The 6,410-nt window shown below is 37.3% G+C and carries 7 protein-coding genes; all 7 read right to left on the bottom strand.

Going from position 1 to position 6,410, the window contains the following annotated elements; translation table 11 throughout:
* Positions 1 to 499: 499 nt before the first annotated feature.
* Positions 500 to 1,018 carry a hypothetical protein gene (locus tag GZ63_RS0114870; protein ID WP_029270919.1) on the bottom strand — a complete coding sequence of 173 codons (519 nt, stop codon included), beginning with the start codon at positions 1,016 to 1,018 and terminating at the stop codon, positions 500 to 502.
* A gap of 32 nt (positions 1,019 to 1,050) precedes the next feature.
* Positions 1,051 to 2,121, bottom strand: coding sequence for a DUF1835 domain-containing protein (locus GZ63_RS0114865; protein WP_029270917.1), 1,071 nt, complete (start codon positions 2,119 to 2,121; stop codon positions 1,051 to 1,053).
* 154 nt (positions 2,122 to 2,275) lie between these two features.
* The gene (locus tag GZ63_RS0114860; protein ID WP_029270915.1) at positions 2,276 to 2,506 is read right to left on the bottom strand and encodes a hypothetical protein; all 231 of its coding nucleotides are present in this window, start codon (positions 2,504 to 2,506) and stop codon (positions 2,276 to 2,278) included.
* A gap of 274 nt (positions 2,507 to 2,780) precedes the next feature.
* On the bottom strand, positions 2,781 to 4,070 hold the full coding sequence (locus GZ63_RS17210) for a WD40/YVTN/BNR-like repeat-containing protein (RefSeq protein ID WP_051681513.1): 1,290 nt from the start codon (positions 4,068 to 4,070) through the stop codon (positions 2,781 to 2,783).
* A 159-nt stretch (positions 4,071 to 4,229) separates the two neighbouring features.
* Positions 4,230 to 4,322: a GNAT family N-acetyltransferase gene (locus GZ63_RS18890; protein ID WP_404814857.1), complete on the bottom strand. Its 93-nt coding sequence runs from the start codon at positions 4,320 to 4,322 to the stop codon at positions 4,230 to 4,232.
* Positions 4,323 to 5,188: 866 nt separating this feature from the next.
* Positions 5,189 to 5,527, bottom strand: coding sequence for a DUF4181 domain-containing protein (locus GZ63_RS0114845; protein WP_226374453.1), 339 nt, complete (start codon positions 5,525 to 5,527; stop codon positions 5,189 to 5,191).
* A 790-nt stretch (positions 5,528 to 6,317) separates the two neighbouring features.
* Positions 6,318 to 6,410, bottom strand: a complete 93-nt coding sequence (locus GZ63_RS18885) for an IS3 family transposase (protein ID WP_084179315.1) — start codon at positions 6,408 to 6,410, stop codon at positions 6,318 to 6,320.

The following is a 6,410-nucleotide window of genomic DNA, read 5'->3' as shown; positions in this document are numbered from 1 at the left end:
AACCGATTGCAAAGAAAGCAAACGCAATTTGTACGAATAGATACATTGCAAATTCAGGACCTGAAAGCTTTCTTTTTTTCTTAGTTTTCTCTAGATGTCTTAAATAAAAACCAGAACTTAAAATAAGCATAAAGCTAGCTACTGCCTTTAAAATTTCTGCTAAAAGAATCAATTCTGTCCACCTCTTTCTTAAAATTCATTCCCTACAATCTGGCCCGATGAACCAAGAAAGGGCTCTTTTGGAAGAGCACCCGATTGTTTAATCATTACTTAAAATGAAAGCTATAACATGAAATCGGTGTTTCGTCGTTTTTCATTATTATTTCCGCAAAATCTTCTTCATCGCTTTTCCCTTTGCCAACTCACAGGATAGACTTTTGCGACACGCATTGTATAAATCTTATATTCGTTCATGATACATCCTCCCTTAATGATTCCATTAAAATGGCCGTTTTCAGAAAGACGTACGATTCGATTAGCCCGATCGTTGAAGACCGGTTTATTCGTCTTTTAAATCCTTTTGTTTATTTTTTTCTCTCCAATTATATAAGGTTTCAATCAAAAGAATCATGATTGCAACTCCTGCTGCAATGAAGAAACTAACTTTTGGATTCAGACCAATACCTTTTCCAATAACATAAAAAACGCCTATCCGTATAAGTAGTACAGTACTATGATAAAATACATTTTCTCCTAATATATACTTCACTATTATTTCAATAATGCTTTCAATGATAAATGAATAAACCAAAAAACAAATGGCTAAAACAACTAACTGATCCACGCTTAGATTTAAAGAAAAAATCATGTTTACAGCATTTGCGGAACCAAGTAAAAGAAATAACATCAGTCCTACTGCAGCCGTAGGAAGTAAGGCAAGCATTACTGTAACAAAAATAACCATGAAGAAACCTATTTTTTCTCCCTCGGGTTCTTGTTTATTTCCGTTATAAACTAATTTAAAGATCAATAAAAACGAAATAATAAATACAGTTACGAACGATACAACTATTTTCATAAACATACTCCCTGTTATACTTCAAGCATTCATTAATCTATACCAGTCAGCATCTGGGGAGACCGAAACTTAACTTCGTAGTATCTCATCGCTTTGGGTACACCTTTTATATCAAATATCCCGTTTACGATAAGCTCCCTGACTCTGTATTCTATAAATCCATCACCTACAACATGCAAAGAGTGGCCAATGACCTCACCGATTAATCTAGCCGATTTGATAAAATCATTACTTCCCCGTTCTTTATTAAGCTTTTGCAATGATCGAATGATACAATCATCCAGGTAGTCCTCCGCCACAGAATGGATGTGACCATTTTCCCATAATCGAAGCTTTTTATCACTTTTTGATAGAGTGACCCATTCTTTCGCTAGTTCCCTGCGCTGCACAGGTGTTAATTCTTTAGCTGATGTCTCTTGATAGATAGCTGCTAATTGTTCCGATGCGATTTCGGCTGTATTCCTTGGGTAATCGTCTGTTTTTTTCTCTGCAAAAACAGTACGAAACGCTTTGGTGGTATTGATTAGCTTAATTGGATTCAACTTTTCTCTCAATAAATAAAGCGCTACCCGCAGACCCGTTTGTTCGTGGGCATTATCCCCGTACCAAATGTGAATCGGAATAGCATCTGGAATGGCATCAATTTGCGAACGAATCTTTACAAACTCTTCTCCAAAGTCATCGATATATTCTTCCTCTAGATTAATATGATAGAACAACCATTCTTTTCGTTTTTTCAAACCTTCTTCCGTATGTAACCGCCAAATCGGACCCACTGAAAATATATCGGAAAAAGCGATAACCTTTTCTCCCTCTGCTGCTAGAATTTCCCGTAGCGCAATTTTTAAAGATCCGCTACTAGAAAGATCGAAGACAATATGCACTTTGCTGACTTGTTGTTCTTCATATTCTCTATTCGGGTTGGTACGTTGTTGATATAACTGCCAATATTTCTTTTTCAAATCCCTTACATCTGTTATGAATTGTTTCTCTGGGTATGCAGTAGTATCTAAATAATCCAACCGAAATAGGACATTTCGCATAAAGGAGTAAACTTCTTCCTCGTTTAGAGATTGCAATATTTTATCTGCGTTTAATTTCATTTATGGAACACTCCTCTTCATTGATTGCTTTTTTGTATGAAAGGCCAGAACAGGCGATCAAATTCAAAGTCTATGACTTCACTCAAACTATTCTGTCAATTAGGTGAAAAGCGACTGGTAACGGCAGATACAATGATTACTCAGCAGTTGATACTTATTTTTTAGGCATCATGTATGTCACAGAAATACCACTGCTTTCTTCCATTTTCATAAATATTTCATGAAGAATGTCTAATGCTCTTTCATTTGATTCGTACTTCCCCAAAACTTTGCTCCATTCATCTAACGTTGCACTACCAATAACACCTTCTATTTTTTTCCCATTTACAGTAACTTCTTTTACATTCACCAAACTTTGTTTATCTTGTGTAGCAATCCATAACATCGAAAAATTCATCCCTTTCGTTCATTTTTTTATAAGGTTAGCCAGTCATTTCTGGTTGATCTATTTTAATAAGTTTGATGCTTAAGGTAGCCGGGGGAGGACGATTTGGCCCGCGGCGATTCCGTATAACAAGCGAAGCTATGAAATTATGAGTGATGCAAGGGGCGCATCGGCAAATCGATGAAAGAAGTGGTGATCACATATGGACCCTTTTATCGGCCTGGATATCGTCAAAGAGGAATGCAGATTCAAGCCTTTTTCCATTCCTCCCTAATCACCTTTCCATCACATCATCCGGATCAACTAAATTCGCAAATGACCACGTTACACCATCATCAACAGAGACAAACTTAGCCATAACTTTTCCCCCTTGATAATCGCCGTTTGGGCCCTGTTTCACAAGCAATGTGCCCTGGGATCCGTCAAATGTTGGAATTTCCGCAACAGTGAAAATCCCCTTATACTCTGTTGGGATTGGCACTTCCACCTGTGTCCATGTTTTGCCGCCATCTGCTGTCCGATATAAGTCAGGCACTTCCGGATTACTGTTCCTGGAAATTGCCCCAAATGACACGAATCCGAGCTTTTCATTGATAAATCCGCCGCTTGTTACTTGTCGTTCTGACGGTACATTTCCGACTTCATCCCAAGTTGTGCCACCATCATTTGTTTTGAAAATCATATTGCCTTCCCAGCTCATCGTACGGCCTCCAGTTAGAATCAAAAAGCCGTTGTTCTCAGATACAAAATCAAGCATACGCATCCGTACTGCTTGGAATGGGCTAGGGATCGTTGCTGTATCCCAGGTTTCTCCCTGATCCGTTGATTGCAATACTTTTATATCCTGATGACCGCCGACAACGAAAGCTGTCCTTTCTGGTGTTATCAGATAACTGTCATCAATCAATTCATCTTTTGGCCCGTTATAATCGCCTTCAAATAATTGATCAATGTCTACTGGAACTGCCGTCCAATTTTCACCGTTATTATATGTGACTTCGAGCGTGTCATTTCCGATCCGGTAACGATTGTTCTCATCGGGAACTTCTATTCCAGCCTCTTTTTGATAGGTATCTTCTAACGGAGGTAAGTCGCCAGTGGCCTTAGATATGTCATCAATTCTAAGTAGCGTATACTCGTTTTCGCCTGTTTTCCTGATCCGAAAGGTCCACTGGAGATTTTTTACCTTACCGTCCTCTTGCACTTCTCCCCAACGATGATGGGTGGACCACTTTCCCTTTTCCAACTGTACCCAGAATGCTACCTCAACAGCAAATTCTTTTTCATCACCAGCCAATAATTGAAAGTCGTTATAACGTACGTCCGTCAACCGTTTCCAGGAACTCACATCATCCCCCTGATACTGATTCATATAATCAAACCAGAAGCGATAAGCAATGGTTTCCGGTTCTTGATCGTCTTCCCCATCTACCGTGATAGTCATCGGCAGCGGTTTATTCAGGTCTTCTTCATAATAGGAATAGTAATAAATCAATGCAATTGCCGCCAATAAGAGAATAAGCACAACGCCAGTTATTGCGGTTCTTTTTTTAGTGAAAATCATCCAGTTTCTCCTTTTACCAGACTTGTTATTATCGTTGCTTTTTAAAAAAAGTTAGAGATAGGTGCTCGGTTATTCTTGTTTCTACTGTCTTTAAAAGTCCATTTTTCAAATAGAAGGCTACTGCTGGTGCATTTTTAGTCCCGGTTGACGCTACTACTGCTACAAAGTTTTCATTTTGCCTTCAATAAAATTTAATAACCTCCGGGCAATTCCTTTTCTGAAATGCTTCGGATGCACCATTAGCCGATGTATATCGATTATACTATTGTCTGCCTTTATAGATATAACTCCGCATCGACATAAACCATTGCCGTTAATCTCAAATGTTCGTGAAGTGTTAGTTTATCATACAATATCGGCTGCTTAGGTATATACCCGATTTGTTTTCGGTAAGACGTGATATCTTCTTTGCATGTTTTCCCATGGCCCTTATATAGCAAGACAGGCGCCTAACTTTATTAGGGGAAGGCGCCCGATAAGAGAGAAGCTTGTTTTACCCTTGTATCCCAGTCGGTCGCTTAAAATAGATTCTATGGCCTTCATTTGATTTGATCTGTTTGTTGCCTGTAACAATAAAAGCAAATATTTATAATGAATAAATCAATGACTTCCCTGATATTTCTCATTGAGGCTTTCTTTAAGCTTGGGGAATTTAAAGACTAGAGTAAGCGTTAATAATATAATGACAGATAAGGAGCCTAAAACCCTATATTCAAAGTTAATCAATTCAAACCAAGTCAGACTTAATGGAAACATTACAACCAGCATTACTAAATAAGGGAAAACCATCACATAATACAAACCTTTCCCTTTTCTATATTTAAAAAGAGTGGTCCACTTATCTTCATTCATATTAAAAATCTTTTTCAAAGTCCAAAAAAACAAAAACAATAACCCAACATAAGATAACGAGCCTATTGTACTTAGCAGAATATAGGAAATAATAAATAGAAGTAATTTCAAAACTAGTCTCTCCTATTCAACAAAAATGCGGTTAACATAAAAGACGATTATTACGCAAAAGCCCTATTATTGAACTATATGTAACTACTACAAGAGGGCAGTGTCCTAATTGCCATTGGACGCCAATTTTTATTCTGGAATGGCGCCCGTTCGTATTAAATTAAATTAGAGTAATCTGTCACCCCATAAATAACCGATCCTAAAATGAATAAAACACAAGTTATAGCACTTAAGAGGTATGTTTTACTTTCTCTTGCATAAATCCATTTCATTATGGTACGAAAAGCGAACACAGCAGTCATACCAACAAAAATAAGTATTCTGAGATGTGGGAATTCATTTACTGCTATAATTATCACAATTAAACTAATCCAATAGAGTATTCCTTCACCATATTTATGTAGTTTATTTACGTATTTTTTACCTAAGTCAGATTCCTCTATATTCAATTTCATTATTAGTTTTCGATTGATAAATTGATCTAAAACTAGAATAGATACTAGAATGATAATAAGGGTTAGAATCTTAAATACCCTCCTTGTTGTAAGCCATTCCCCTGATTCAAAGCGTAAATGGCAATTGTTTGTTTCATAATCGCGTCCGATCGCTTAACATATATACTGTTCGTCTCGTTTATGTTTTTTTTATGTAAAAAAACCGGGATACACCATCAATCAAAACAGAATCCCTCATATAATCCAAATCGTAGAATGATCCGCAGTAAAAATATCAAAAGCGGATAATATGATCATTGCTAAACCAAGCATTAAAAGTACTGTATGAACAACAATATCCATTTTTTATGCATTACCTCGCTGCATTTTCAATCCCCACCTCTAAAACAATTTTTATCTGGTGCCATTTTAGCATAGTATCATCAAACAATCTGCCCCTTTCAGTCATTTAACAACAAAGTTGGTAGCCTTACAATAATACTGAAATTAATTACCTATCTTCTGCAACGGGTGACGCGACAAGTTCTGCTATAAACACTTTGAAACGCGAAATGCCGAAGCTACGTTTCCCGAATTCATCTCGTCGACAATCCTGAGTACATCAATGCCTGAGGGATGAAGCCGCTCTTCGAGAGAAGGTATGTCGACGGATATCTTGAACGGCTAAAAAACTGGGTAGGCAATCTACCAGAATACCAGTAAGATATACAGTTTGTGAGTATAATGATGTTATGAAAGGTTTTTAAGAAGTCTGTAACCATTATTATTGGAATTAATCGTATAAAAAGCCACCTTTTTTAGTGGCGACCCCTAAAAGTTAGAGTTTTTATTATGCAGCTGATTGGCTGGATTGAGTTCGGTATTCGACCGGACTCAGTCCAGTCAATTTTGCTTTTGATCGTACGTGGTTATACCAGTAGAT

The organism is Virgibacillus alimentarius (assembly GCF_000709085.1).
GTDB lineage: Bacteria > Bacillota > Bacilli > Bacillales > Amphibacillaceae > Virgibacillus_B > Virgibacillus_B alimentarius.
The sequence above is the reverse complement of the archived record's forward strand: the minus strand, read 5'-3'. Positions and strand labels throughout refer to the sequence as shown.